Annotated in this window: 18 protein-coding genes and 1 pseudogene; 7 read left to right on the top strand and 12 right to left on the bottom strand. The window is 64.4% G+C overall.

What is annotated here, in order from left to right:
- Positions 1 to 79 precede the first annotated feature (79 nt).
- Positions 80 to 484: an acyl-CoA thioesterase gene (locus LDO54_RS34025; RefSeq protein ID WP_224016595.1), complete on the bottom strand. Its 405-nt coding sequence runs from the start codon at positions 482 to 484 to the stop codon at positions 80 to 82.
- 330 nt (positions 485 to 814) lie between these two features.
- Between LDO54_RS34025 and LDO54_RS34020 the strand changes: the two genes are divergently transcribed.
- Positions 815 to 2,740 carry an ABCB family ABC transporter ATP-binding protein/permease gene (locus LDO54_RS34020; RefSeq protein WP_224016594.1) on the top strand — a complete coding sequence of 642 codons (1,926 nt, stop codon included), beginning with the start codon at positions 815 to 817 and terminating at the stop codon, positions 2,738 to 2,740.
- Positions 2,741 to 2,849: 109 nt separating this feature from the next.
- Here LDO54_RS34020 and murU read toward each other — a convergent pair whose 3' ends face one another.
- Both murU and LDO54_RS34010 read right to left on the bottom strand, forming a co-directional pair.
- A complete protein-coding gene (murU, locus tag LDO54_RS34015) occupies positions 2,850 to 3,551 on the bottom strand; it encodes an N-acetylmuramate alpha-1-phosphate uridylyltransferase MurU (RefSeq protein WP_224016659.1) in 702 nt (233 codons plus the stop codon).
- An 81-nt stretch (positions 3,552 to 3,632) separates the two neighbouring features.
- Positions 3,633 to 4,694, bottom strand: coding sequence for an aminoglycoside phosphotransferase family protein (locus LDO54_RS34010; protein ID WP_224016592.1), 1,062 nt, complete (start codon positions 4,692 to 4,694; stop codon positions 3,633 to 3,635).
- A 273-nt stretch (positions 4,695 to 4,967) separates the two neighbouring features.
- Here LDO54_RS34010 and LDO54_RS34005 point away from each other — a divergent pair, with 273 nt between their 5' ends.
- The 4 genes from LDO54_RS34005 to rsmA all read left to right on the top strand — a co-directional run bounded on the left by LDO54_RS34005 (position 4,968) and on the right by rsmA (position 10,704).
- Positions 4,968 to 7,355 carry an LPS-assembly protein LptD gene (locus LDO54_RS34005; RefSeq protein ID WP_224016590.1) on the top strand — a complete coding sequence of 796 codons (2,388 nt, stop codon included), beginning with the start codon at positions 4,968 to 4,970 and terminating at the stop codon, positions 7,353 to 7,355.
- Between the two features lie 85 nt (positions 7,356 to 7,440).
- A complete protein-coding gene (locus LDO54_RS34000; RefSeq protein WP_224016587.1) occupies positions 7,441 to 8,811 on the top strand; it encodes a peptidylprolyl isomerase in 1,371 nt (456 codons plus the stop codon).
- 22 nt (positions 8,812 to 8,833) lie between these two features.
- A complete protein-coding gene (gene pdxA, locus LDO54_RS33995) occupies positions 8,834 to 9,856 on the top strand; it encodes a 4-hydroxythreonine-4-phosphate dehydrogenase PdxA (protein WP_224016586.1) in 1,023 nt (340 codons plus the stop codon).
- 23 nt (positions 9,857 to 9,879) lie between these two features.
- Positions 9,880 to 10,704 carry a 16S rRNA (adenine(1518)-N(6)/adenine(1519)-N(6))-dimethyltransferase RsmA gene (gene rsmA, locus LDO54_RS33990; protein ID WP_224016584.1) on the top strand — a complete coding sequence of 275 codons (825 nt, stop codon included), beginning with the start codon at positions 9,880 to 9,882 and terminating at the stop codon, positions 10,702 to 10,704.
- A gap of 149 nt (positions 10,705 to 10,853) precedes the next feature.
- Here rsmA and panE read toward each other — a convergent pair whose 3' ends face one another.
- A complete protein-coding gene (gene panE / locus LDO54_RS33985; protein WP_224016582.1) occupies positions 10,854 to 11,804 on the bottom strand; it encodes a 2-dehydropantoate 2-reductase in 951 nt (316 codons plus the stop codon).
- 214 nt (positions 11,805 to 12,018) lie between these two features.
- On the opposite strand from panE, the gene gloA reads away from it, so the two are divergent.
- Together gloA and LDO54_RS33975 are read left to right on the top strand one after the other, a co-directional pair.
- Entirely contained in the window at positions 12,019 to 12,402 is a 384-nt protein-coding gene (gloA, locus tag LDO54_RS33980; RefSeq protein WP_103707888.1) for a lactoylglutathione lyase, read from the top strand.
- 510 nt (positions 12,403 to 12,912) lie between these two features.
- Positions 12,913 to 13,995 carry an MraY family glycosyltransferase gene (locus LDO54_RS33975; protein WP_224016581.1) on the top strand — a complete coding sequence of 361 codons (1,083 nt, stop codon included), beginning with the start codon at positions 12,913 to 12,915 and terminating at the stop codon, positions 13,993 to 13,995.
- A 226-nt stretch (positions 13,996 to 14,221) separates the two neighbouring features.
- Here LDO54_RS33975 and istB read toward each other — a convergent pair.
- From istB to lnt, 8 genes and pseudogenes are all read right to left on the bottom strand, one after another.
- Positions 14,222 to 14,866 (bottom strand): annotated as a pseudogene (istB, locus tag LDO54_RS33970) (IS21-like element helper ATPase IstB); the annotation flags it as partial.
- Positions 14,842 to 15,711 (bottom strand): putative glycoside hydrolase family 15 protein, encoded by an 870-nt coding sequence (locus LDO54_RS33965; protein WP_224016579.1) that lies wholly within the window; start codon positions 15,709 to 15,711, stop codon positions 14,842 to 14,844. The gene LDO54_RS33965 and the pseudogene istB, both read right to left, overlap by 25 nt.
- A 120-nt stretch (positions 15,712 to 15,831) precedes the next feature.
- Complete coding sequence (locus tag LDO54_RS33960; RefSeq protein ID WP_224016577.1) at positions 15,832 to 16,728, bottom strand: M48 family metallopeptidase; 897 nt, start codon at positions 16,726 to 16,728, stop codon at positions 15,832 to 15,834.
- Positions 16,729 to 16,936: 208 nt separating this feature from the next.
- Positions 16,937 to 17,698 (bottom strand): lysophospholipid acyltransferase family protein, encoded by a 762-nt coding sequence (locus tag LDO54_RS33955; RefSeq protein WP_224016575.1) that lies wholly within the window; start codon positions 17,696 to 17,698, stop codon positions 16,937 to 16,939.
- Between the two features lie 147 nt (positions 17,699 to 17,845).
- Positions 17,846 to 18,409, bottom strand: coding sequence for a D-glycero-beta-D-manno-heptose 1,7-bisphosphate 7-phosphatase (gene gmhB, locus LDO54_RS33950; RefSeq protein WP_224016574.1), 564 nt, complete (start codon positions 18,407 to 18,409; stop codon positions 17,846 to 17,848).
- Between the two features lie 43 nt (positions 18,410 to 18,452).
- Positions 18,453 to 20,552, bottom strand: coding sequence for a glycine--tRNA ligase subunit beta (glyS, locus tag LDO54_RS33945; protein ID WP_224016572.1), 2,100 nt, complete (start codon positions 20,550 to 20,552; stop codon positions 18,453 to 18,455).
- Positions 20,553 to 20,568: 16 nt separating this feature from the next.
- Positions 20,569 to 21,576, bottom strand: coding sequence for a glycine--tRNA ligase subunit alpha (gene glyQ / locus LDO54_RS33940; RefSeq protein ID WP_224016570.1), 1,008 nt, complete (start codon positions 21,574 to 21,576; stop codon positions 20,569 to 20,571).
- A 291-nt stretch (positions 21,577 to 21,867) separates the two neighbouring features.
- Positions 21,868 to 23,574, bottom strand: coding sequence for an apolipoprotein N-acyltransferase (gene lnt, locus LDO54_RS33935; protein WP_224016568.1), 1,707 nt, complete (start codon positions 23,572 to 23,574; stop codon positions 21,868 to 21,870).
- Positions 23,575 to 23,678: the final 104 nt, after the last annotated feature.

Raw genomic sequence — 23,678 nt, 5'->3', positions numbered from 1 at the left:
GCGATGCAGCGAACGTGACGCAGTGAAGTTGACGCAGTGAAGCGCAAGCCCGTCGGCGAGCGGGCTTGCGTGCTTGACGTCAGACGGCGGGTTCGACGGGCGGCAGGGCGCGCGGACGGCGGTCGGTGCCGGTCGCCACGTAGGTGAGCGTCGCTTCGGTCACCTTGACGACTTCCTCGGCGAGCCGCATGCGCTGGGCGTACACCTCGACTTCGACGGTCACCGACGTCGTGCCGGTCTTGACGATATCCGCGTAAAAACTCAGCAGGTCGCCGACGAACACCGGCTGCTTGAACACGAACGAATTCACGGCGACGGTCGCCACGCGGCCGTTGGCGCGGCGGCTTGCCGGAATCGAGCCGGCGATGTCGACCTGCGACATGATCCAGCCGCCGAACACGTCGCCATGCACGTTGGCGTCCGAGGGCTGCGGCACGACGCGCAGCGCGGGCGACTTCTGGGGGAGCGGGAAGGCATCGGTCATCGGGAGTCCGTCAAAAAAGGAAAGCGGGGAAGGAACGGCGTGGCCGATGGGTCGATGGCCACGGCCCCGGACGCGTCGCGCGGTTGCGCGGTGAACCGTGCAGGCCAGGTGCCCTCAGCGGCGCGTGCCGCCTTCTGCGACAATACGGTGATCAGGAATTGTACGGGAAAGCAGCAGGCGCGGCGGGCGGCCAGACAGGCTCGCCGGCCGAACTAGAGGCCTTTGCCGAACCCGTCGTCCGCGCTTTTTCAGGCGTCCCCCAATCTCGCCGTGCGCCGCGCTTCGATGCGAAGTTTTCGCGTCGCGCCGCACGCTCATCGCCGTTCACCCATGCGCCGTTTTTCCGCTTCCAACGAACCCGCGCCGCTCGCTACCGGGCCGCGCAACGACTGGCAGACCATCGTCTCGCTGCTGCCCTATCTCACCGCCTACAAATGGCGCGTGGCGTTCGCGCTCACCTGCCTGATCGGCGCGAAGGTGGCCAACCTGGGCGTGCCCGTGGTGATGAAACACATCGTCGACGGCCTCGCGCCCGTGCAGCATCTGACCGCGCTCGGCCGCGCCGAACACGCGCCGGGCATCGTGCTGATGGGCGGCGTCGGGCTGCTGGTGGTCGCGTATGCGGCGGTGCGGCTCTCGACTTCGCTGTTGACCGAACTGCGCGAAATCCTCTTCTCGAAGGTGACCGAGAGCGCCGTGCGCCAGCTCGCGCTCAAGGTGTTCCGCCATCTGCACGCGCTCTCGCTGCGCTTTCATCTGGAGCGGCAGACGGGCGGCATGTCGCGCGACATCGAACGCGGCACGCGCGGCATCACGCAGCTCATTTCGTATTCGCTCTACAGCATCTTGCCGACGCTCGTCGAAGTCGGTCTCGTGCTGATCTTTTTCACCGTGAAATACGAGGCGTATTACGCGATCGTCACGCTGTGCGCGCTGGCCGCGTACATCGTCTTCACGGTGAAAGTGACCGAGTGGCGCACGCATTTTCGCCGCACGATGAACGAACTCGATTCGCGCGCCAACTCGCGTGCGATCGATTCGCTCATCAACTACGAGACGGTGAAGTACTTCGGCAACGAAGAGTGGGAAACGAAGCGTTACGACGAAAACCTGCACCGCTATCGCGCGGCGGCGATCAAGTCGCAGCATTCGCTGTCGGCGCTGAACTTCGGGCAGCAGGCGATCATCGGCACGGGACTGGTGTTCATTCTGTGGCGCGCGACGCAGGGCGTGATGGCGGGCAAGCTCACGCTCGGTGACCTCGTGCTCATCAACACCTTCATGTTGCAGCTTTATATTCCGCTGAATTTTCTCGGCGTGGTGTATCGCGAACTGAAGCAGAGCCTCACCGACATGGACCGCATGTTCACGCTGCTCACGGTCGCGCGCGAAGTGCCCGATGTGCCGAACGCGCCCGCGCTCGCGGTGCGCGGCGGCGAGGTGCGATTCACGCACGTGGACTTCGCCTATGAGCCGTCGCGGCAGATCCTGCACGACGTGAGCTTCACGATCGCCGCGGGCACGACGACGGCGGTGGTGGGCCACAGCGGGTCGGGCAAGTCGACGCTCGCGCGTCTGCTGTTCCGCTTCTACGATCTCGACCGCACCGATCCTGGCAAAAACGGCGGCGCGATCACGATCGACGGCCAGGATATCCGCGACGTCACGCAGGATTCGCTGCGCGCGTCGATCGGCATCGTGCCGCAGGACACCGTGCTCTTCAACGATTCGATCTACTACAACATCGCCTATGGCCGGCCGACGGCGAGCCGCGAGGAAGTGATCGCGGCGGCGCGCGCGGCGCATATTCATGCGTTCATCGAGAGTCTGCCGAAGGGTTATGAGACGCCCGTCGGCGAGCGCGGGCTGAAGCTCTCGGGCGGCGAGAAGCAGCGCGTGGCGATCGCGCGCACGCTGCTCAAGAATCCGCCGATCCTGCTGTTCGACGAGGCGACCTCGGCGCTCGATTCGCGTTCGGAGCGCGCGATCCAGCACGAACTCGATTCGATCGCGCGCGAGCGCACGACGCTCGTGATCGCGCACCGGCTTTCGACGGTCGTGAACGCCGAACAGATCATCGTGATGGATCATGGGCGCATCGTCGAGCGCGGCACGCACGACGAACTGTTGCGCACGCAAGGGCATTACGCGCAGATGTGGGCGTTGCAGCAGCAGAAGGCCAGCGAGCCGACGCAAGGCGATCAGGCCGAACAAGCCGGTCAGCCCGTGGCAGCGCCCGCGAACGGGGCGCATTGAAGCGGTGTGTAGTTGTGAGCGCGCGATGAGCGCGTGGTGAATGCGCCGCGCGCGCCGTGTGTGCCTCAGGCCGTCCGGCGCGCGCGTGCGTATGCGTGCAGTTACCGCATCAGCGCGCCGCCTGGGCGCGCAATTCCTCGTCGAGCGCCGCGAGTTGCGCGGGCGTGCCGACATTCTCCCAACGTCCTTCGAACAGTTCGCCGCTCGCGCGCCGCGCCGCGATGGTCTCGCGGTAATACGGCGTGAGCGCGCGCTTCGTGCCGCGCGGCAGGTCGCGGAACATGCGCGTGTCGTAGAGCCCGATGCTGCCGAACGTGCAGCGCGGCGCGCCATCCAGCGCGAGCACGCCGTCGGCGCCCAGCGCGAAGTCGCCGTTCGCGTGGAAAGGCGGGTTCGGCACCATCACGAGATGCATGCCGGGCTGCGCGGCGGCCGCGAGCGTCTGCGCAGGCGCATCGAGACGCGCGAAATCGAAATCGCTGTAGATATCGCCGGCCACGCCCAGAAACACGCACGGCTCATCGCCGTTTTCGAGCAGCGGCAATGCCTGGGCGATGCCGCCCGCGGTTTCGAGCGCCTCGTGCTCGGGCGAATAGAGCAGACGCACGCCGAAGCGCGCGCCGTCGCCGAGCGCCGCTTCGAGCGTCGCGCCGAGCCACGCATGATTGATGACGATACGCGTATAGCCCGCCGCCGCGAGCCGCTCGATCTGCCACACGATCAGCGGCTTGCCGCCGGCTTCGAGCAGCGGTTTCGGGCAGGTGTCGGTGAGCGGGCGCATGCGCTCGCCGCGTCCGGCGGCGAAGATCATCGCCGTGCGCTCGAAACGGGCGCGCGTCATGGTATCGGCCTTGTCATGAAGTTGCACGAGGTTGCGGTGAGAGGGGCGGGATCAGAAGGTATAGCCGGTTTCGACCGCCGTGCCGCGCAGCTCGTCGATGAAGCGCGCGAACGGCACGAGCGGGCGATAGCGGTGCGCGACCTTGCTCGCGTAGTCGAGGAAACGCGGCAGGTCGGCCATGTAATGCGGCTTGCCGTCACGATAGTTGATGCGGCAAAAGAGGCCCAGCACCTTGATGTGGCGTTGCAGGCCCATCCATTCGAGCTGGCGGTAGAACTCGCCGAAGTCGGGATCGACGGGCAGACCGGCCTTTTTCGCGCGTTCCCAGTAGCGCACGAAGCAGTCGAGTTCGAACTCCTCGTCCCAGCTCAGGAACGCGTCGCGCAGCAGCGAGGCGACGTCGTAGGTGATCGGGCCTTCCACGGCGTCCTGGAAGTCGAGCACGCCGGGGTTCGGCGTCGCGATCATCAGGTTGCGCGGCATGAAATCGCGCAGCATGAACACCTGCGGCTGGGCGCGCGCGCTCGCGATCAGCAGCGCGAAGGTGCGGTCGAGCATGGCGCGCGTGGCGTCGTCGACCTTGCGGCCCAGATGGCGCTCCAGAAACCACTCGGGCAGCAGCTCCATCTCGCGGCGCAGGAAGGCTTCGTCGAAGGCGGGCAGCACGCCCGGTTTCGTTTCGAGCTGGAAGCGGATCAGGGCGTCGAGCGCGTCGTGCATCAGCGCGCGCGAGCGCGGGCCGGGACCGGCCTCGGTCAGCTCGGCCAGATAGGACGCGGTGCCGAGATCGGTCACGAGCATCAGCCCGGCGTCGTAATCGACCTCCAGCACGCGCGGCACATGCACGCCGGCCTGCTCGAGCAACTGCGCGACCTGGACGAATTCGCGGCATTTTTCGGGCGGCGGGGCGTCGACGGCGATCAGCGTCGCGCCGTGCTCGCCCGCGCTGGCGAGGCGGAAATAGCGGCGAAAGCTCGCGTCGGCGGAGGCGGGCGCGAGCGTGGACAGGTCGAGGGCGTATTTTTGCGCATGGCCGGACAGCCAGGCGGCGAGCAGGTCGCGGCGGCCGTCGGAGGACGACGGCGCGGTGTTGGTCGGGGCAGGGAAGGTCATGTAACCGGAAGCAAAATCAGTGGGGCAACGTCTTGCCATATAATACCCCACGACTTTTTTGACGCGACTCGCGCCAAAGCCCGCATGACGGTTCGCCCCCGCCGCACTGATATCCAGTCCATCGTCCGATGAATTGTGAAGATTGGTGCGTGCAGTTGCCTTGATACGCCTGGTTCGCCGCCGGTCCGGTTCTCGCCCGGCACGGCGCCGGGGCGCGAGGGGCGGCGACCGGGACAGCGGGCAGGCGGCCGGGCCGATACGCCAAAACCATACATGCCGCCCAGACAGTTTTTCCAGACGATCTCTAACAGTGACGACGGCGTGCCGGGCAAGCGGCGGCTCATCGCGGCGCTCGTGGCCATGCCGGGTCTCGTGCCCGTGCTCGCGCACGCGCAGCTGACGGACGACGCCGCGCAGGCCGTGCCGCTGGACGGCGCGTGGAGCCTGCGCATCGCGCCGCAGCTCGAAGACATCCCGTCCGCTCCCGGCCGTCGTCCGGCCACGTTCGTGCTCGGCGAATCGACCACCGGCACTTCGGGCACCGACGCCGCCGTCAAGGGCGCGGCCGAGCTTCGCCAGGGCAACAACATCGTCAAGGGCGACGCGCTGCACTACGACCAGGACACCGACATGGCCGACGCATACGGCAATGTCACGGTCGTGCAGAACGGCACCAGCTTCACCGGCCCCGAGGCGCATCTGCGGATCGAGGCGAGCGAAGGCTTCATGCCGGCGCCGAAGTACCATTTTTCGGCGACGGGCGGCTCGGGCAGCGCGGAGCGCGCCGACATGCTCGACAACGAGCGCTCGGTGCTCACGAGCGGCACCTACACGGCCTGCCAGTGCTCGACGAATCCGGCGTGGTACATCAAGGGCACGGAGTTCGACTTCGACACGGGCGCCGACGAAGGCGTCGCGCACAACAGCGTGCTGTTCTTCCAGGACGTGCCGATCTTCGCGAGCCCGTGGTTCTCGTTCCCGCTCTCGGGCGACCGCCGCAGCGGCCTGCTGCCGCCGACGTTCTCGCTGAGCTCGACGAACGGCTATGAAATCGCGCTGCCGTACTACTTCAACATCGCGCCGAATCGCGACCTCACGTTCACGCCCGAGCTGATCACCAAGCGCGGCGTATTCCTGCAGGGCAACTACCGGTATCTGTCGGCCAATTACTCCGGCTCGATCACCGGCACGTTCCTGCCCGACGACGCGCTCACGAAGACCAACCGCTACGCGCTGTTCATCCAGCACAACCAGAACTTCGGCAACGGGTTCGGCGGGTATATCTACTACAACAAGGTCTCGGACAACACCTATCCCGAAGACCTGGCGTCGCCGGCCAACCAGTTCCTGAACGGCACCCAGCTGCTGTACCAGCAGGAAGCCGGCGTCACCTACAACAACGGACCGTGGTCCGTGCTCGGCCGCTACCAGCACTGGCAGACGCTCTCGCCGTCGATCGCGCCGTACGGCCGCGAGCCCGAGCTGAACGTTAAGTACTCGAAGTACAACGTCGGCGGCTTCGACTACGGCATGGAAGCCGACTACTCGCGCTTCCGCATCACCGAAGATGACGCGACCGAAGGCGACCGCGTCGTCTTCAATCCGTACCTGTCGTATTCGCTGATGGGGCCGGGTTACTTCGTCACGCCGAAGGTGCAGTGGCACGTCGCGTCGTACAACCTGAGCAACATCGGCACGCCGGGCACGACGTTCGGCTCGCCGGTCGGCACGCCCAAGAGCTTCACCGAATCGATCCCCACCCTCAGCTTCGACACGGGTCTCGTGTTCGACCGCTCGGTGCATCTGTTCGGCCAGGACTACATCCAGACCCTGGAACCGCGCCTGTACTATGTGTACACGCCTTACCGCAATCAGGACTTCGCGCCCCTTTTCGACACCGCCGAGGCCGACTTCGGACTCGCGGAGATCTTCACGCCGAACACCTTCGTCGGTAACGACCGTATCGCCGATGCGAACCGCCTGACGGCCGCGATCACCACGCGCTTCCTCGACCCGGCCACCGGCGACGAGCGCGCGCGTTTCGTGCTCGCGCAGCAGTACTACTTCCAGGACCAGCGCGTCACGCTCACGCAGGATCAGACGAGCACGGGCTCGGCCCATTCGGACCTGATCGCGGGCATGTCGCTGAAGATCGGGGGCGGTTTCGCGTCGGAAACTGCGTTCCAATATAATGCCGACGACAATCGTCTGGAGAAGGCGAGCGTCGGCTTCGGTTACAGCCCGGGCCCGAGCCGCGTGCTCAATGTCGCGTACCGCTACACGCGCGAGAACAACACCACGCTCGACAATCAGCCGATCAACCAGATCCTGATCTCGGCCCAATGGCCGTTTTCGCACCGGGTGTACGCTGTGGGCCGCTTCAACTACGATCTGAACGGTCACAAGATCGTCGACGGGCTGGTGGGCATGCAGTACGACGCGGATTGCTGGGCGCTGGGCGTGGGTATCCAGCGCTACGCGAACGGGGTCACCACGACGGGCGGCAACAACTCGTCCACGCGTTTTCTCGCGCAGCTCACGCTCAAGGGGCTGTCGAACGTCGACAACGGGCTGGTCGCGGCATTCAAGGCCGCTGTGCCGGGTTACACGTCGCTGCCCGGCCAGGCGCCGCTGCCGTCGCGCTTCACGGACTATCAATGACGCGCCATCCGGTCCGCTGGACCGGCTCGGCGCGCAGTGGGTTGCTTAGAGACGGGCGAAGCTGCCCGCCAACTTTGGAGTATCTGTGGGAATCATGAAAAAGCTTCGCCTGGCAGCGTACGCTGCGAGCCTCTTCGCCGTCGCAGGACTGTTGCCGGCCGCGCCGGCGCAAGCACAGCAACTGTCGGCCCCGGGTGGCCAGACAGTCGACACGATTGCCGCGGTCGTCAACGATGGCGTGATCACGCAGCGCGAACTCGACGAGCGCGCCGCGCTCATCACGCGCCGCCTGAACCAGCAGAACGCGCCGGTGCCGCCCACCGACCAGTTGCGCGCGCAGGTGCTCAACCAGATGGTGCTCGAACGCATCCAGCTGCAAAAGGCGAAGGAAGACGGCATCTCGATCGACGACGCCGCCGTGAACCGCACGCTCGAGCGTCTCGCCCAGGCCAACGGCATGGATCTCGCCACGTATCGTGCGCGCATCGAAGCCGCCGGCGTGCCGTGGACGACCTTCACGAAGGACGCGCGCACCGAACTCACGCTCTCGAAGCTGCGTGAGAAGGAAGTCGACAGCAAGATCTCGGTGTCGGACGCCGAAGTCGCGAACTACATCGCGAGCCAGCGCGGACCGAACGCGGGCCAGAAGAGCGACCTGCACTTCGAGCACATCTTCATCAAGGCGCCGCTGAACGCGTCGGAAACCGACATCGAAGCCGCGCAGAAGAAGGCCGACGCGCTGCTGAAGGAAGCGCAGTCGGGCAGCAAGTTCTCGAGCATCGCGAAGTCGAATTCGCAGGCGCCCGACGCCAGCAAGGGCGGCGACATGGGCTTCCTCGCGCCGTCGAAGCTGCCGCAGGAATTCGTGACCGCGGCGTCCACGCTGCGTCCGGGCGAGGTGAATCCCTCGGTGATCCGCACCAACGACGGCTTTGAAATCGTTCGCCTCGTCGAGCGCCGCCAGGGCCAGGGCACGAGCGCATCGGCGCCGCAACTGGTGCAGACGCACGTGCGTCACATTCTGCTGCGCGTGGGTGACGGCATGTCGGAACCGGAAGCGCGCCAGAAGCTGCTGGAAATCCGCCGTGAAGTGGCCGCGGGCGGCGACTTTGCCAAGTTCGCGCGTACTTACTCGCAGGACGGCTCGGCTTCGCAGGGCGGCGACCTCGGCTGGATCAGCCCGGGCGAAACCGTGCCGGAATTCGAGCGCGCCATGAACACGCTGCAGGACGGCCAGCTCAGCGAGCCGGTGCGTACCGAATACGGTTACCACCTGATCCAGGTGCTGGGCCGCCGCGAAGCCGAAGGCTCGGTCGCTCAGCAGATGGATCTCGCGCGTCAGGCCATCGGCCAGCGCAAGGCGGAACAGGCCTACGCCGACTGGCTGCGCCAGCTGCGCGACAGCGCCTACGTCGACTACAAGATCAGCGGCATGACGCCGCCGCAACAACGCTGATCGATCTGAAAGGACGCATGCCGTGAACGCCCCCGCTTCTTCGACTTCAGCTCCGCGGGGGCCGCGGCCGCTCCGCATCGCCATCACCACGGGCGAACCGGCGGGCGTCGGTCCCGAACTGACTGCCGCCGCGCTCGCGGGCGCCTCGGCGCACTGGCCCGGCGCCGAATTCGTGGTGCTGGGCGATCAAGCCCTCGTGGCGGCGCGCGCCGCCGCCGTGGGCGTCGACTGGTCCGCCGTGCTGGCGGGCCGCCAGGTCAGCTTGGAACACGTGGCGCTCGCCGCGCCCGCGCAGGCCGGCAAGCTCGACGCCGCCAACGGTCCCTATGTGCTCGCGCTGCTCGACCGCGCCATCGACGGCGCCGTGGCGCAGGAATACGACGCCATCGTCACCGCGCCGCTGCAAAAGAGCACGATCAACGACGCCGGCGTGCCGTTCACCGGCCACACCGAATACCTCGCCGAACGCACCCGCACGCCGCGCGTGGTGATGATGCTCGCGGGCACCGGCACGCGCCCGCTGCGCGTGGCGCTCGCGACCACGCACCTGCCGCTCAAGGACGTCTCGGCGGCGCTGACGATCGACGGCCTAGTCGACACGCTGCGCATCATCGATCACGACCTGCGCCACCATTTCGGCGTGCCCACGCCGCGCATTCTCGTCACCGGGCTGAATCCGCACGCGGGCGAGAACGGCTATCTGGGCCGCGAGGAAATCGACACCATCTCGCCGGCGCTCGCCAAAGCGGCCGCCGAAGGCATCGACGCGCGCGGCCCGTATCCGGCCGATACGCTGTTCCAGCCGCGTTATCTGAAAGACGCCGACTGCGTGCTGGCGATGTTCCACGACCAGGGCCTGCCGGTCCTGAAATACGCGACGTTCGGGGAGGGCATCAACGTGACGCTGGGCCTGCCGATCGTGCGCACCTCGGTCGATCATGGCACCGCGCTCGACCTCGCCGGCACGGGCCGCGCGGACGCGGGCAGCCTGATCGCCGCCATCGACACGGCGGTTTCGATGGCGCGCCACCGGCGCACCGTCTGACCGCCGTCACTGATTTCACGAAGATGTCCAATAGCAGCAGCAAGCACCAGGGCCACACCGCGCGCAAGCGCTTCGGCCAGAACTTCCTCGTCGACACGGGCGTGATCGACTCGATCGTCGACGTCATTCGCCCGCAGCGCGGCGAACGCATGGTCGAGATCGGGCCGGGCCTCGGCGCGCTCACCGGGCCGCTCATCGAGCGCCTCGCCACGCCCGAAGCGCCGCTGCACGCGGTCGAACTCGACCGCGACCTGATCGGCCGCCTGACGAAGAAGTTCGGGCCGCTGCTTGAACTGCACGCGGGCGACGCGCTCGCGTTCGACTTCGGCTCGCTCGCCGCGCCGGGCGACAAACCCACGCTGCGCATCGTCGGCAATCTGCCGTACAACATTTCGAGCCCGCTGCTGTTTCACCTCGCCACTTTCGCCGATCGCGTGATCGACCAGCATTTCATGCTGCAGAACGAAGTGGTCGACCGCATGGTCGCGGAGCCGGGCACCAAGGCGTTCAGCCGCCTCACGGTGATGCTCCAGTACCGCTACGTGATGGACAAGATGCTCGACGTGCCGCCCGAGTCGTTCCAGCCGCCGCCGAAGGTGGATTCGGCGATCGTGCGCATGATTCCGTTCGCGCCGCACGAACTGCCGAAGGTCGACGCCGCGCTGCTCGGCGAGATGGTGACGGCCGCGTTCTCGCAGCGTCGCAAGATGCTGCGCAACACGCTCGCCGATTATCGCGATCGCGTGGATTTCGAGGCGCTCGGTTTCGACCTGCAACGCCGCGCCGAAGACGTGCCGGTGGACGAATACGTGCGCGTGGCGCAGGCGCTCGGCGGCGCGTCGGCCTGACGCATCGGCGCTAGCAAAAGGAAAGGGCGCGGTGGCGTTGGCCACCGCGCCCTTCGTCTTTGTGCGACGCGTTTGGGCGATGCTTGCGCGTGCCGATTTTGCGTGGCGCGTTTGTGTGCCGCTTACGTGCGATCCATCGTGCCCGCCGCTCAGGCCGCGTCGCGCAACGCCTCGTAGGCCTTGAGCTGGCTATAGACGATGCGCAGCACTGACAGCTCGCTCGACGCACGCTGTGCGGCGCCGCCACGGCGGATCAGATCGCCGAGGATGTGATCGGCTTCGATGCGCGAGCCGTTCTGCACGTCGCGCAGCATCGACGCCGTCAGCGACGAGCCGGTGGCGAACAGCATGCTGCGCGAGCGTTCCAGAAAACTGTCACGCACCGCATGACCGTGTTCTGCCGCGATCGCGCGGCATTCCGTGAAGATGCGCTCGATGGTGGCCGCGCCGTCGGGCGTCGCCACGATCGCGCCGATGGGCGCGCGAAACAGACACGTGCTGCCGGCGAGCGACGCCAGAAACACCCATTTTTCCCACATTTCCTGCAGGATGCGCTCGCTCGCCTTGATGATGAAGCCGGCGTTGCCGAACGTATCGGCGATGGCTTGCGCGCGCGCCGAGATGCCGCCGCCCAGTTCGCCGAACGTGATGGCCTGCGAGTCGTTCAGATGGACGATTTCGCGCTGCTCGTTGAGCGTCGACGCAATCAGGCAGATGCCGCCGAGCACGGCCTGGGTGCCGAAGCGCGCTTGCAGCACCTCGAGATGACGCATGCCGTTGAGCAGCGGCAGGATGACGGTATCGGGACCGACGGCCGCGGCGAACGAGTCGATCGCGTTGTCGAGATCGTAGGCCTTGCAGCTGAGCAGCACGACATCGAACGGCTGCGTGCCGGGCGCTTCGAGCGCCTCGCGCGTGACCGTCTTCGGCTCGCGCAGCGTCAGATCGCCCGCGTGCGGGCTGCGGATCACGAGACCGTGCTCGCGCATCTGCGCCGCGCGCGCTTCGCGCACGAGAAACGTCACATCGCGCCCGGCCGCGGCGAGCCGCCCGCCGAAATAGCCCCCTGTCGCCCCCGCACCTACCACCAGAATCCGCATATCGACTCCTTTCTATCCTTTCGTTGAACGCAAGCCAGACCGGACCGCCACCGAAGCGGCGCCGAAATCGGGATGGCGAACATGCTAGAGCAAATCGCGCGGGCTTGCCTGGAGCGGCGGAGTGGTGGGCGGCGGTTGGGGTGGCGTCGGCAGGGCCGGCGGGATTTTGGTACAGTCCGGGTTTTGACGTTGGCAAAAAACGGAGTCCACCACAATGCGCCTGCTGCACACGATGATCCGCGTCGGCGACCTCGACCGCTCGATCAAGTTCTACACCGAATTGCTCGGCATGAAACTGCTGCGCCGCGAAGACTATCCCGATGGCAAGTTCACGCTCGCATTCGTCGGCTACACCGATGAGCGCGACGGCACCGTCATCGAACTGACGCACAACTGGGACACGCCGTCGTATGACCTCGGCACGGGCTTCGGCCATCTGGCTGTTGAGGTCGCAGACGCGTATGCCGCGTGCGCGAAGATCAAGGAGCAGGGCGGTACGGTCGTGCGCGAAGCCGGCCCGATGAAGCACGGCACGACGGTCATCGCGTTTGTCACCGACCCGGACGGGTATAAGATCGAGTTTATTCAGAAGAAGTAATGCTGGGCGGGCCTTTAGGGCCGACCCAGCGATCGCGACAGCGATTTCTACGCGAAACGAAAAGCGCAGCCCAGAGGGTTGCGTTTTTTTTGCTCAAAAAAGAACGAGATCGATTTCCACGCGAATCGATTGATTAATTTCGCAATATATTCTGACAGTTCATCGAACTCACGAATCTGACGATTCATCTTTTCGGAATTCTCTTAGAGGCCAATCGCGCTGAGAAGGGCAGAATGCATTTCCTTCTAGGCGTTCACCTGCGAAACGTGTTGATCGACTAGGTGCCTGCGCCGGCTGGTACATGGGATAACCCTTGTAGGTTAAATTGCGTTAATTAGTTATGCAAAAAATATTGAATAATATTTTTTGTGATTTTTGATTTTTAAAATACTTCGATCATTAGTCGGCGTAATTTTTAATCAATAATTCAATATTGCTCGCTTTTCAACGTGAGGCGAATCTGTGCGATACGCACTTGACTCGCTTCTCATCAATGGACGGAGCGGTTTGATGCTGATCTTTCTGATTGCGTTTGCTGCGTCCTTTTCTATCGTTTTCCTGATTGTTCGGTGGAAGCACCTGCACGGTGCCCTGTCAATGGATCACGATCTTGATGGGGTGCAGAAGATTCATCGAGTCGCGGTTCCACGTATTGGTGGTGTCGGAATCTTCTGCGGGTTCGCAGCTGCATTCGCGGTTAGTGAGTTCTTCCGCGGCACGGTGACGCGTGAACATTGGAGTCTTCTGATTTGCTCAGCGCCTGTGTTTTTATCTGGCCTGGCGGAGGATTTAACGAAGGAAATCAGTCCGGCGCTGCGCCTCGTGTGCGCCGCCGCCGCCGCGGCTCTCGCCTGCTGGGCGCTAGAGGCGATCGTCACGCGCGCGGACGTTCCGGGACTGGATGTTCTGCTGCTTATCCCGATTGCTGCTGTCGTCTTCACAGTTTTGGGTGTTGCCGGTGTTGTTCATTCGATCAATCTGATCGATGGACTCAACGGTCTTGCGACGATGGTGGGCATTCTCATCCTTTCCTCTATCGCTATTGTGGCTAATGCCGTCGGCGACTCGCTTCTCGTATCCATGGCACTAGCGCTTGTTGGTGCGCTGTGCGGTTTCATGCTCTGGAATTACCCGGTTGCGAAAGTCTTCCTTGGAGATGGGGGGGCATATTTCACGGGATTTATCTCGGCGGAGCTCCTGATTCTGCTGATCATGCGTCATCAGGAAGTGTCTCCGCTCTACGCGATGCTTGTGACCATCTATCCGGTTTTCGAGACGTTGTTTTCAATTTATCGGCGCAAGGTGTTGCGCGGCGTACCGGCAGGCTTGCCCGACCGTGGTCATCTCCACGCATTGCTCTATCGTCGGGCAGTAGCCAGTGTCGGTAATGAGCGCGCCTGGCGTGACCGCAATTCGCGTACGTCGCCGCGACATTGGATCTTGACCTTTGCAGCAGTTGCGCCAGCAACTTTGTTTTGGAACCGGCCGGTCATTCTTGCACTTTTCGGCGCGTTGTTTTGTGTCACCTATGTCTGGCTGTACTTTTCCATTGCTCGGTTCAGGACGCCATCGTGGCTGAAGTCCAGGTCGTGAATGATCGTATGGAGGCCGCGCAGTCTCCAATATGCGCGTTTGCGCCCGCATTTTGATGTTTCACCGGTTCCCCGCTCATGCCGCTTCTTCGCTCACTTCGATCTACTTTGTCAGGCGTGTTGGTTGCTGCCACTCTCGGTGCTTGCGCACTGTCTGTTGATTTTCACCGAGTCTTAACCCACCGTTTTCATCTAAATCTGACCCACCCCGAGACAGCCTAGTACATCTATTCCGGTGTGGATAACTCTTCGTTTCCCGCTGGTTTTGCTGCTCTCTTTCTCGTCGCCTTTGCCGTGGCGGAACTGGTCCTGAAGCGCCACGATTCATTGCCGGTCTCGACGATGTGGCAGTGATGCGTAACCCGGTCAAGCAGTGCCGTCGTCATCTTTGCATCCCCGAACACGCTCGCCCACTCGCCGAAGCTCAGATTGGTGGTGATCGCGACACTCGTGTGCTCGTACAGCTTCGAGAGCAGGTGGAACAGCAGTGCGCCACCGGTCTGGCTGAACGGCAGGTAGCCGAGTTCATCGAGAATCACCAGATCGACGTACATCAGCTTGTGTGCGATCTGGCCTTGTTTGCCGGTCGACTTCTCGAGCTCCAGCGCGTTGGTTAGCTCGACGGTCGAGAAGTAGCGCACACGCTTGCCGTGGCGTTGGACGGCCTCGATTCCGATCGCTGAAGCGAGATGCGTCTTTCCGGTGCCGGGCCCACCAATGAACACGACGTTGTGTGCGCTCGAGAGGAACGACAGATCGCTGAGCTCGCGCACCAGCGCTTCGTCAACGTGCGCCAGGGCGAAGTCGAAGCCCTTCAGGTCACGATGAGCCGGGAAGCGTGCCGCGGTCATCTGGTAAGCAATCGAGCGTAGGCGGCCATTGCTGTTTGGATGTTCTCCTTGTTAACCTCTGGAAGTTGGAATATAAAATAGAGCCTCTTGTATGCTTCCCGCGCGTTGGAGAAGAATCTTTGTAGCTCAAGTATTCGATCTGTGCTGGTGAGCATTCCTTTCTTGAATTCGCCACCCCAATAATCTTCATACAATACGCTGTCGACAGAATTGAGAAGTCGCTTCACGATTTCGGAGTCGGCTGGCACATCAAGGGAATAATTAATTGTGACCGTCTTCCCGGCATCATGCAGACTCTTCGATACTTGTTCCAACCAAACTAATTTTGCGTTTCTGAATTTCGTTTGACCGTCGGCTCCCTTGTAGTCTCTTATCAAATCACCATTGTGATTTTTTGTGCCGCATACTCTTTCACGATCGCCTAATTGGAAGTTGTCAAGTCCGATATCCGATTGCCACGATGCTGTAAATTTTTTGACTTGCCACTTTCTGACTTCGGGGTTGGTGATGTCTAGCGGCATAATTGAATTTCCGAATTGAAATGCAATTTCACCGTCGCAGCGATAAAGTATCCAGTCAGGGTGAGTAGTTAGCCATTCTTGAGCGGATTTACCCGTTAAGTCTCGCATATACGGGAAATAACTGCTTAGTAATGTATGAGGGGCGTATTGTTTCCAGGTGGATGCATTTTTTGCATCGTTTCTGCTTTGCCATACATACTGATATTCGGATCCATGTATTTGAATCCACTGCTTGTCAATTGATGGTTCGACAACGAGAAATTTTTGAGGTTGGTTGCCAAGCGCAGAGCTGATGAGTGCTAGACCGAAAATCGATACTGCGACGTACCTGAAGCGGCTTGGCATAGTTCTGCAACCCGTTGAGTAAGGCGCTTGAGATTACATGATCCTCACATGTCATCCTCGAAGTTGTGTCGAATACTTGATCCTGTGTTGGGTTTGCCGCTGCGAGGCCCCCCGCCCCCCTCACATCCCCGGCACCATCTCCGGCGGATGCTGCTTAAGCTGCTTTCTGGCCTCGCGAAACTCCGGAAAGATCGACTCAACCGTCTGCCAGAACCTGGGACTATGATTCATCTCGCGCAAATGCGCGAGCTCATGGGCGACCACATAATCCACGATTGAAAGCGGAAAATGAATCAACCGCCAGTTGAGTCGAATCCGCCCTTCGCTTGAACAGCTTCCCCAGCGCGTCATAGCCGAAGAAAGCGCATACGACCGAAAGCTCACCCCCAGCTTCTCCGCATACACAGCGAGCCGCTCGCCAAAAATCCGCGTCGCCTCGCTCTGCAGCCACCCAGTCACACGATCCTTGATCTGCTGCCCATCCGCACTCATCGGCAGCGGCAACGCGAGCACGCGCGTTTCCTCATCGAAGAAAAGCACCGAAGCCCCGAGCGCCACACGCATCGGCTTCCCGAGATACGGCAGTTCCGCACCATCGCGCCATTCCACGCGCGGCAGCGCGCGCTGTTCGACACGCGTCTGCCATTCCGTGAGCTTGGCGAAAATCCAGCGCTGCTTCTCGGCGATAGCATTCTCGATATCGGCGATCGTGACCCAGCGCGGGGCGGTGATCGTCAGCCCCGACCCATCGATCGCAAACCCGATCGATTTCCGCGACGAGCGCTTGAGCTGGTAATACAGCGTCCGCGAGCCGAGCACGAGCGTGCGCAATCTGGTGCCGTCCGGTGCGAGCGGCGCCTTTGGCGGTGCGGAAGGAGGAGAGGGGGTAACGGGAACAACCGGCGATGACGCATCCCCCGTCGGTGTGGCGACAGGCGCTGGCTCCGCGAATAGCGGCAGATCGAGTTGCCGGTTGTCGAGCGCCGCGGAAGGGCGCTGCGTAGGGGGCTTCTGCATCGTCGGGCCTGGAGCGGGATTGCGTGTGCGGCGTGGAGCGCGTGGGCGTGTCGGCGAACCGCGTGCCGGACCGCGCGGAGGCGGATCGTGCGGCACAAACACCGCACGCGTCACGGCTCGCAGCACCGCGAAAAAGACAGACAACGCGCGCAGCACAAGCGCGAAGGCTGTCCGCCCGACGCGACGCGTGCGCGGCGTGCGCCGCGCGTCAGGCTTTCGCCGCGTTTGCCTTGGTGCCATCCGTGTCGCGATACGCGTCGGGATCGATACGGCGCATTTCGGCTTCGATCCAGTTTTCCACGCGGGTATTCACGGCGTCGGGCGAGAGCCCGGTCGTGTCGATCGGCTTGCCGATCGACACCGTGACTATACCCGGATATTTCGTGAACGAGTTTCGGGGCCAGACGTGGCCCGCATTGTGCGCGATGGGCACCACGGGCGCGCCCGTTTCGATGGCGAAGCGCGGACCGCCGGTCTTGTACTTGCCCGTCTTGCCGACGGGAATACGCGTGCCTTCGGGAAACATGATGACCCACGCGCCTTCGGCCATGCGCTCCTTGCCCTGGCGGATCACCGAGGTGAACGCGTTCTTGCCTTCCTTGCGGTTGATGTGAACCATCTTCAGCATGCCGAGCGCCCAGCCGAAGAACGGCACGAACAGCAGTTCGCGCTTGAAGACGTAGCACAGCGGGCGCGGCATCAGCGCGGGAAACGCGAGCGTTTCCCAAGCGGATTGATGCTTCGAGAGCAGCACGGCGGGACCGTTGGGCAGGTTCTCCATGCCTTCGATGCGGTAGCGGATGCCATTGAGCCAGCGCGCGACGAACAGCGTCGAGCGGCACCAGCCCACGGCCATCCAGTAGCGGCGCGTGGCGTTGAGGAACGGAAACGCGATGAAGCACGCTGTCGCATACGGCATCGTGTAGACGATCAGGTAGATGAACAGCAGCAGGGAGCGGATGAAGCGCATCGGTTGGACCGTTCGTGAAGCGTGCGCGGCAGGGCGGGCGTCGTCAGACGCGCCGCCGCGCGGTGGGGAACAGGCATCGGCGCCGGCCTGCGCCGGACGATGCGGTTTCGGTCGAGTGCGGGCAGGTCATGCGCGCACTCGCCGGGGTCATGCGTTGTCGTTCGCGAGGAAGTCGAGCGCGAACGCGCGCAGGTCGTCGTGAACCTTCGTGCCTTCGGGCAGGCCGCCCGCGGCGAGCGTCTTCTTGCCTTTGCCCGTGAGCACGAGATGCGTCGGACAGCCGAGCGCCGCGCCGGCTTCGAGGTCGCGCAGCGAATCGCCCACGACGGGCGTAGCGGCGGGCTCGATCTCGAAGCGGTCGGCGATCATCTTCAGCATGCCGGGCTTGGGCTTGCGGCACTCGCAGTGGTCCTGCGAGGTGTGCGGGCAGAAGAACACGGCGTCGATGCGCGCGCCCACGGCCGCGGCCTGGCGGTGCATCTTCGCGTGCATGGCGTTGAGCGCCGTCGTGTCGAACAAACCGCGTCCGATACCGGACTGGTTCGTCGCGACGGCGACGCGATAGCCCGCCTGATTCAGGCGAGCGATCGCTTCGAGGCTGCCGGGCAGCGCGATCCATTCGTCCGGCGACTTGATGAAGGCGTCGGAATCGACGTTGATCACGCCGTCGCGGTCGAGGATCACAATCTTGCGGCTGTTGCTGGTCGGCATGGCGTCGCGTCTGGTTGGGGCTGGCGGATGTCCGTGCCGGTCATCACGCCGCGAGGCGCGAGATGTCGGCCACGCTGTTCATCTGGCGATGCAGCGCCTTGAGCAGCGCGAGGCGGTTGGCCCGCAGCGCCGGATCTTCGGCATTGACCATCACGTCGTTGAAGAACGTGTCGACGGTTTCGCGCAGCGCCGCGAGCGCCGTGAGCGCGCCCGTGTACTCGCGCGCGGCCAGTTGCGATTCCACGCGCGGCGCGACCTGTTCGAGCTGCGCGTAGAGCGCCTTTTCGGCGTTCTCCGTGAACAGCGCGATCTGCACGCCCGCATCTTCGGCGCCCTCGGACTTCTTGAGGATGTTCGAGATGCGCTTGTTGGCCGCCGCGAGCGAGGCCGCTTCGTTGAGCGCCGCGAATTCGCGCACGGCGTCCAGACGGGCGATGACGTCGTCGAAACGCGTGGGGTTCAGCGCGAGCACTGCGTCCACTTCCTGCGCCGCGTAGCCGCGTTCGCGCAGCTGGCCGCGCAGACGGTCCATGCAGAACTCGTAGATCGCCTGGGTCGATTCCGCGACGGCTTCGACGCCCGCGAACTGCGAATACGTCGTGCGCAGCAATTCGACGAGGTCGAGCGGCAGTTGCTTCTCGACCAGAATGCGCAGCACGCCCAGCGCGTGGCGGCGCAGCGCGAACGGGTCCTTCTCGCCGGTGGGCGCGAGGCCGATGCCCCAGATGCCGACCAGCGTTTCGAGCTTGTCCGCGAGCGCGACGATCGTGCCCGTGGCCGTCGTCGGCAGGTCGTCGCCGGAGAAGCGCGGCTGATAGTGCTCGGAGCAGGCGATGGCCACTTCTTCCGCTTCGCCGTCGTGGCGCGCGTAGTAGGTGCCCATCGTGCCTTGCAGCTCGGGGAATTCGCCGACCATGTCGGTGATCAGGTCGGCCTTGGCCAGACGCGCGCCGCGTTCGGCGAGCGCGATGTTCGCGCCGCACATCCGGGCGATCGCGCCCGCGAGCGCTTCGAGGCGCTCCACGCGCTGCAGCGTCGAGCCGAGCTTGTTGTGATAGACCACGTTGGCGAGCAGCGGCACGCGGTCGGCCAGCGGCTTCTTCTTGTCCTGCTCGAAGAAGAACTTGGCGTCGGCCAGACGCGGACGCACGACGCGCTCGTTGCCTTCGACGATCTCGACCGGCGTGGCCGTTTCGATGTTCGAGACGATCAGGAAGCGCGAGCGCAGGCGGCCTTCGTCGTCGGTCAGCGCGAAGTACTTCTGGTTCGTCTGCATCGTGAGGATCAGGCATTCCTGCGGCACTTGCAGGAACTCTTCCTCGAACTGGCACGCGTACACGACCGGCCATTCGACGAGCGAATTCACTTCGTCGAGCAGCGAGTCGGGCATGACCACCTTGTCGTCGCCGGCGGTTTCGATCAGCTGCGCGCGGATCGATTCGCGGCGCTCGCTGTAGCTCGCGATCACGCGGCCCTTGTGCTGGAGCGTGTGCGCGTAGTCGTCGGCCTGGGTGATGGCGATCAGGCCTTCCGAGAGGAAGCGATGGCCGCGCGTGGTGTCGCCGGCGTCGATGCCGAACGCGCTCACCGGCACGATCTGGTCGGCGTGCAGCACGGTGAGGCGATGCACGGGGCGCACGAACTGCACGTCGCTGCCGTCCGGGCGCTGGTACTTCATGACCTTCGGGATCGGCAGCTTGGCGAGCGCTTCGTCGAGCACGGCTTGCAGGCCGTCGGCGAGCGTGGCGCCCGGCGCGGAGTAGCGCAGGAAGAACGCTTCGTTCTTGCCGTCGCTCGCGCGTTCGAGGTCGCCAACCGGGAAGTCGGGGAAGCCGAGCGCGGCGAGTTTCTTCGCGAGCGGCGCGGTGGGCTGGCCGTTGGCGTCGAGCGCGACCGAGACGGGCAGCACTTTTTCGCGCACCTGTTTTTCGGGCGCGACGCTGCGCACGTTCTTGATCGTCACGGCGAGACGGCGCGGCGTGGCGAAGCGTTCGAACGACAGATCGCCTTCGATCAGATCGCGCGCGGCGAGGCGCTGCGCGATGCCTTCGGCGAATGCGTCGCCGAGACGCGCGAGGGCCTTCGGCGGCAGTTCCTCGGTCAGCAGTTCGACGAGGAGAGTGGCGTGATGAGCTTGGGTCATTGTTCTGGAGATCCGGTCATTCCTCGGCGAACTTGCGTTCGACCTTCAGCGGCGGCGCCCAGGCGGGCATCGCGGCGTCCTGTTCGTCGGTGGTCAGGCCGGGCACGCCGTGCACCGGATTGCCGAGCATCGGGAAGCCGAGCTTCTCGCGCGATTCGTAGTACGACTGCGCCACGCTGCGCGACAGCGTGCGAATGCGGCCGATGTACGCCGCGCGCTCCGTCACGGAGATCGCGCCGCGCGCGTCGAGCAGGTTGAAGGTGTGGCCGGCCTTGAGCACGAGTTCGTAGGCGGGCAGCGCGAGCTGGTGCTCCATCATGCGCTTCGCTTCGCTTTCGTACGCGTTGAAGAACGTGAACAGCAGGTCGACGTTCGCGTGCTCGAAGTTGTAGGTCGATTGCTCGACTTCGTTCTGGTGATAGACGTCGCCATACGTGAGGCGGCGGATCTCGGGGCCGTTCGGGCCTTGTTCTTCCCACTCGGTCCAGACGAGGTCGTAGACGTTCTCGACCTTCTGCAGATACATCGCGAGGCGTTCGAGACCGTAGGTGATTTCGCCGAGCACCGGCTTGCAGTCGATGCCGCCCACCTGCTGGAAGTAGGTGAACTGCGTGACTTCCATGCCGTTGAGCCAGACTTCCCAGCCGAGGCCCCAGGCGCCGAGCGTGGGGTTCTCCCAGTCGTCTTCGACGAAGCGCACGTCGTTCTGCTTCAGGTCGAAGCCGAGCGCTTCGAGCGAGCCGAGGTACAGGTCGAGGATGTTTTCCGGCGCGGGCTTGAGCACCACCTGGTACTGGTAGTAGTGCTGCAGGCGGTTCGGGTTCTCGCCATAGCGGCCGTCTTTCGGGCGGCGCGACGGCTGCACGTAGGCCGCGCGCCACGGCTCGGGGCCGATCGCGCGCAGGAAGGTGTGGACGTGCGAGGTGCCGGCGCCGACTTCCATGTCGATCGGCTGGAGCAGCGCGCAGCCCTGCTTGTCCCAGTAAGACTGGAGCGTCAGGATGATTTGCTGAAACGTGAGCATGTGTGCCTGCAGTGTCTTTTAGGGCGGGAGGCGCGGGCTCCGGCGGTTGGCGGCCTGGCGAGCCCGTTTGGGGCACGGCGGCTTTGCCGCCGCTTGCCCTGCGCGGGTTGCGGCCCCGGCCTGGAGGCGGCCTGGTGCTAAAACGCTGAATTTTACCGGATTGCCGGGGCGTTGAGACCTGGACGGGCCTCGGCGCGGCGATTGGATCGATTCAGCGTGGCGGCGTCACGCGTGCGTGATGTCGGTTTGAGGTCGGCTTAAGGTCGGCGGGATGCTGGTTTGATGCGTGCATCACGCCTTTTTGCGGCCCGGACGGCCTGGCCCGAACGCGAAACCGAACGCCAGCAACAGCAGCGAAATAGCGATCACCGTGTTGTTGCCGCTCGTCACGTAGGGCGTGAAACCGGCCGTGCCTTCCACGCGCACGTCGAGCGAGCCCGCCGTGAAGGTGGGCAGGCGCGCGATTACCTTGCCGTGCGCGTCGATGGCGGCGGTCGCGCCGGTGTTGGTCGCGCGCAGCATCGGGCGGCCGGTTTCGAGCGAGCGCATGCGCGCGATCTGCAGATGCTGGTCGAGCGCGATGGTGTCGCCGAACCACGCGAGATTCGTCGAGTTGATGAGAATGCCCGGCGAAACCGGATTCTCGCGCACGGTGCGCGCGATTTCCTCGCCGAAAATATCCTCGTAGCAGATATCGACGGCGACCGGCTGGTTGTGCACGAGGAACGGCGACTGCACGGGCGCGCCGCGCGCAAAGTCGCCGAGCGGAATGTTCATCAGATCGACGAACCAGCGGAAGCCCCAGGGCACGAACTCGCCGAACGGCACGAGGTGGTGCTTGTCGTAGCGGTACAGGCCGTTCTGGCCCGGCGTGATGCCGAACAGGCTGTTGGTGTAGTCGGTCGCGCGGCCGTCGGGCGTGATGGTCGCGCCCACGGCGCCGAACAGGATCGCCGTGCCGGTGGTGTCGGCGAACGCGCGGATGTCGCGGCCGAACTTCTCGGGCACCTGCTGCACGAGCAGCGGCACCGCGGTTTCGGGCGTGACGACGAGATCGGCGGGCTTTTCGGTGATCAGCTTCTGGAACTCGTTGAGCGCGTCGATCATGCCCGACTCGGAGAACTTCATCTCCTGCTTCACGTTGCCTTGCAGCAGGCGCACGTTGAGCGGCGCGTTGGCCGGATGCGTCCACGGCACGAGCGGCAGCAGCAGACCGGCGACGATCACCGCGACGGCGGCCACGGCAGGCGTGGCGAACATGGCGAACGGCGACGCCGCACGCGTGTTGGCGTTGTTGTCCGCGACTTCATTCTTCGGAGCCTGCCGACGACCGAACGCGCGCACGAGCGCCTGCACGACCAGCGCCGCGACGAGCGCGAGCACCCAGCCCACGCCATACACGCCGACGATCGGCGCGAAGCCCGCGAGCGGGCCGTCGACCTGCGCGTAGCCGCTGGAGAGCCACGGGAAGCCCGTGAAGATATAGCCGCGCGCCCATTCGCCGAGCGCCCACGCGCTGGCGAACGCGAACGCGCCGTGCCACGTTGGCGAGAACGGCAACTCGCTGCTGCGTCCGTTGCGCGCATGACCGGCGCAGAACGACCAGACGAGCGACGCGAGCGCCGGATACAGCCCCAGATAGAGCGAGAACAGCACGAGCGCCGCGCCCGCAAGCACGGCGGGCATGCCGCCGTAGAAGTGCATGCTCACGTAGAGCCACCAGACGCCCGTCACGAAATTGCCGAAGCCGAACGCCCAGCCCGTGAACAGCGCGCTTTTCCAGCCGGTGGTGCGCGTGAGCCAGAAGTAGAAGCCCGCGAAAATCGCGATTTCGAGCCAGCCGCCGTGCGGCGTCGGCGCGAACGAAAGCGTGTTGAGCGCGCCTAGCGCGGCGGCGGCGAGATAGTGCCAGGCGGGCAGCGCGCGGCGCGCGGCGGTGTCGTTGCTGGCGGCGGCGCGTGCGCCGTTGCGCGAGCGGGAGTCGATCGGTTCAGCCATGAATGTGCGGGAATCAGCCGTGCGGCTGCGGGGGCGCGCGAGGCGCGGGGTCCGTAACGTTGCTGGCACGGCGTGCGTGCAGCGGCGAGCGCAACGATAGCATT

It is taken from the genome of Paraburkholderia tropica, assembly GCF_914484835.1.
GTDB classification, from domain to species: Bacteria; Pseudomonadota; Gammaproteobacteria; order Burkholderiales; family Burkholderiaceae; genus Paraburkholderia; species Paraburkholderia tropica_A.
The sequence above is the reverse complement of the archived record's forward strand: the minus strand, read 5'-3'. Positions and strand labels throughout refer to the sequence as shown.